Origin of the sequence: Kitasatospora sp. NPDC004799 (assembly GCF_040609095.1) — a bacterium.
Taxonomy (GTDB): Bacteria; Actinomycetota; Actinomycetes; order Streptomycetales; family Streptomycetaceae; genus Kitasatospora.
The window spans coordinates 1-3252 of sequence record NZ_JBEXJK010000621.1 but is presented as its reverse complement, the minus strand read 5'-3'; the positions used below and the strand labels follow the sequence as shown (position 1 = coordinate 3252).

Genomic DNA, 3252 nt, shown 5'->3' with positions numbered 1-3252 from the left:
GGGCGCGTCGCTGGTGCTGCGGCCGCGCGCCGCGCGGCCGGCGGCCGCCGAACCCGCCGTCCAGGGCTCGCTGTTCCGCGTCGCCTGGACGGACGTCCCGCTGCCCGCCGCCGTCCCCGGCGAGACCTGGGCGGTGCTGGGCGACGCCGAGGACGCCTGGGCGGCCGCCGGCCGCTACCAGGACCTGGCCGAGCTGGCCGCCGCCGTCGACGCGGGCGCCGCCGTGCCGGCCGTCGTGGTGGCCCCGGCGGCCACCGGGGCCGGGGTCCCGCTGCTGGACGGCCTGCGCGCCCGCACAGGGGACACCCTCGCGCTGCTGCGGGCCTGGCTGGCGGACGAGCGCTTCGAGGCCGCCCGGCTGGTGGTGCTCACCCGGGGTGCGGTCGCGACCGGGCCGGACGAGGACGTCACGGCGCTGGCGCAGTCCCCGGTGTGGGGCCTGGTCCGCTCCGCGCAGACGGAGAACCCCGGCCGCCTGGTGCTGGTGGACGTGGACGGCGGGGCCGGCTCGGCCGCCGTCCTGCCCGCCGCCCTCGCCACCGGAGAGCCCCAACTCGCCCTGCGGGCGGGCGCGGTGCTGGCCCCCCGGCTCGCCCGGGTGCCGGCCGCCGTCGAGACCGCCGCCGAGGCCGGGGCCGCCGCCGGGACCGCTGCCGAGACCGGGTCCGAGGCCGCCGCCGAGCAGGGCCGCGCCTTCGGCCCGGAGGGTACCGTCCTGCTGACCGGTGCCACCGGCACCCTGGGCTCGCTGCTCGCCCGCCACCTCGTCACCCAACACGGCGCCCGCCACCTGCTGCTGACCAGCCGTCAGGGAATCGCCGCACCCGGCGCCGCCGAACTGCGCGAGGAGCTGGCCGCGTTGGGCGCCGAGGTGGAGATCGCCGCCTGCGACGTCGCCGACCGCGAGGCGCTCGCCGCCCTGCTGGCCGCCGTCCCCGCCGCGCACCCCCTCAAGGCCGTCGTGCACGCGGCGGCGGTGCTGGACGACGGTGTGCTCGACGCGCTCACCCCCGAGCGGCTGGACCACGTCCTGCGGCCCAAGGCGGACGCCGCCCAGCACCTGCACGAGCTGACGGCCGGCCTCGACCTGGACGCCTTCGTCCTGTTCTCCTCGGCGGCCGGCCTGCTCGGCAACGCGGGCCAGGCCAACTACGCCGCCGCGAACGCCTTCGTCGACGCCCTGGCGCACCACCGCCGGGCGCACGGCCTGCCCGCCGTGTCGCTGGCCTGGGGATTCTGGGCCGAGCGCAGCACGCTGACCGGCGCGCTGGACGAGGCCGAGGTCCGCCGGCTGAGCCGGGGCGGTGTCGCGCCGCTGTCCTCCGCGCAGGGGCTCGCCCTGTTCGACGCGGCCCAGCGCGGCGCGGAGCCGCTGCTGGTGCCGCTGCGACTGGACTCGGCCGCGCTGCGCGGCCAGGCGGCCGCCGGGGCGCTGGCCCCGCTGATGCGCGGTCTGGTCCGGGTGCCGATGCGGCGCACCGTCGCCGCGGCGACCGGGGGCGGCGAGGCGTCGGCGTTCCAGCAGCGGCTGGCCGGCCTCGACGCGCAGGAGCGGGCCCGGCTGCTGCTCGACCTGGTCCGCGGCCAGGCGGCGGCCGTGCTCGGCCACGCCTCGGCGGACGCCGTCGAGGCCGGGCGGGCCTTCCGCGAGCTGGGCTTCGACTCGCTGACCGCCGTCGAACTGCGCAACCGGCTGAGCGCGGCCACCGGCCTCCGCCTGCCGGCCACCACGGTGTTCGACTACCCGACCCCGACCGCGCTGGCGGCCCGGCTGGACTCCCGGCTGGCCGGCGGCGACCGGGCGCGCCCCGCTCCCGCGGGCGACCCGGCCGCTCGCGGGGCCGGCGAGGATCCGATCGCGATCGTCGCGATGAGCTGCCGCTACCCCGGCGGCGTCCGCTCGCCCGAGGACCTGTGGCGCCTGGTCGCCCAGGGCACCGACGCGATCTCGGTCCTCCCGGCCGACCGCGGCTGGGACACCGACGCGCTGTACGACGCGGACCCGGACCGGCGCGGCACCTCCTACGCCCGCGAGGGCGGGTTCCTGTACGACGCCGGGCACTTCGACGCCGAGTTCTTCGGCATCAGCCCGCGCGAGGCCCTCGCCATGGACCCGCAGCAGCGGCTGCTCCTGGAGGCGTCCTGGGAGGCCTTCGAGCGGGCCGGGATCGACCCGGCGTCCGTGCGCGGCAGCCGGACCGGGGTGTTCGCGGGCGTGATGTACCACGACTACGCGACCACGCTGCCCGCCGTCCCGGCCGGGGTGGAGGGCTACCTGGGCACCGGCACCTCGGGCAGTGTCGCCTCGGGCCGGATCTCGTACTCCTTCGGCCTGGAGGGCCCGGCGGTCACCGTCGACACCGCCTGCTCCTCCTCCCTGGTCGCCCTGCACCTGGCGGCCCAGGCGCTGCGCTCCGGCGAGTGCTCGCTCGCCCTGGCGGGCGGTGTGACGGTGCTGGCGACGCCGCAGGTGTTCGTCGAGTTCAGCCGCCAGCGCGGGATGGCGGCCGACGGCCGCTGCAAGTCCTTCGCGGGCGCCGCGGACGGCACCGGCTGGGGCGAGGGCGTCGGCATGCTCCTGCTGGAGCGGCTGTCGGACGCCCGCCGCAACGGCCACCCCGTCCTGGCCGTGGTGCGCGGCTCGGCCGTCAACCAGGACGGCGCCAGCAACGGGCTGACCGCCCCCAACGGCCCCTCCCAGCAGCGGGTGATCGAGCAGGCGCTGGCCGCGGCCCGGCTGGCGCCCGCCCAGGTGGACGCGGTGGAGGCGCACGGCACCGGCACCACCCTCGGCGACCCGATCGAGGCCCAGGCCCTGCTGGAGACCTACGGGCAGGGCCGTACCGGGGACCCGCTGTGGCTGGGCTCGCTGAAGTCCAACATCGGCCACACCCAGGCCGCGGCGGGCGTCGGCGGTGTGATCAAGATGGTGATGGCGATGCGGGAGGGCGTGCTGCCGCGGACCCTGCACGTGGACGAGCCCACCCCGCACGTCGACTGGTCGGCGGGCGCCGTCGAGCTGCTGACCGAGGCCCGGGCCTGGCCCGAGACCGGAGCGCCGCGCCGCGCGGGCGTCTCCTCCTTCGGCGTCAGCGGCACCAACGCCCACGTCGTCCTCGAGCAGGCCCCCGCGGCCGCCGCCCCCGCGACGGTGGACGGGCCGGCCCGGGTGCTGCCGTGGGTGCTGTCGGGCCGGACGGAGGGCGCGCTGCGCGAGCAGGCCGAGCGCCTGGCCGCCCACCTGGCGGCCCA

General features: G+C 78.6%; 1 protein-coding gene. It reads left to right on the top strand.

The features are described 5' to 3' along the window. Nucleotides 1-3252: type I polyketide synthase (locus ABZW03_RS39010; protein WP_355269343.1), on the top strand; the 3252-nt coding region annotated here is incomplete at both ends.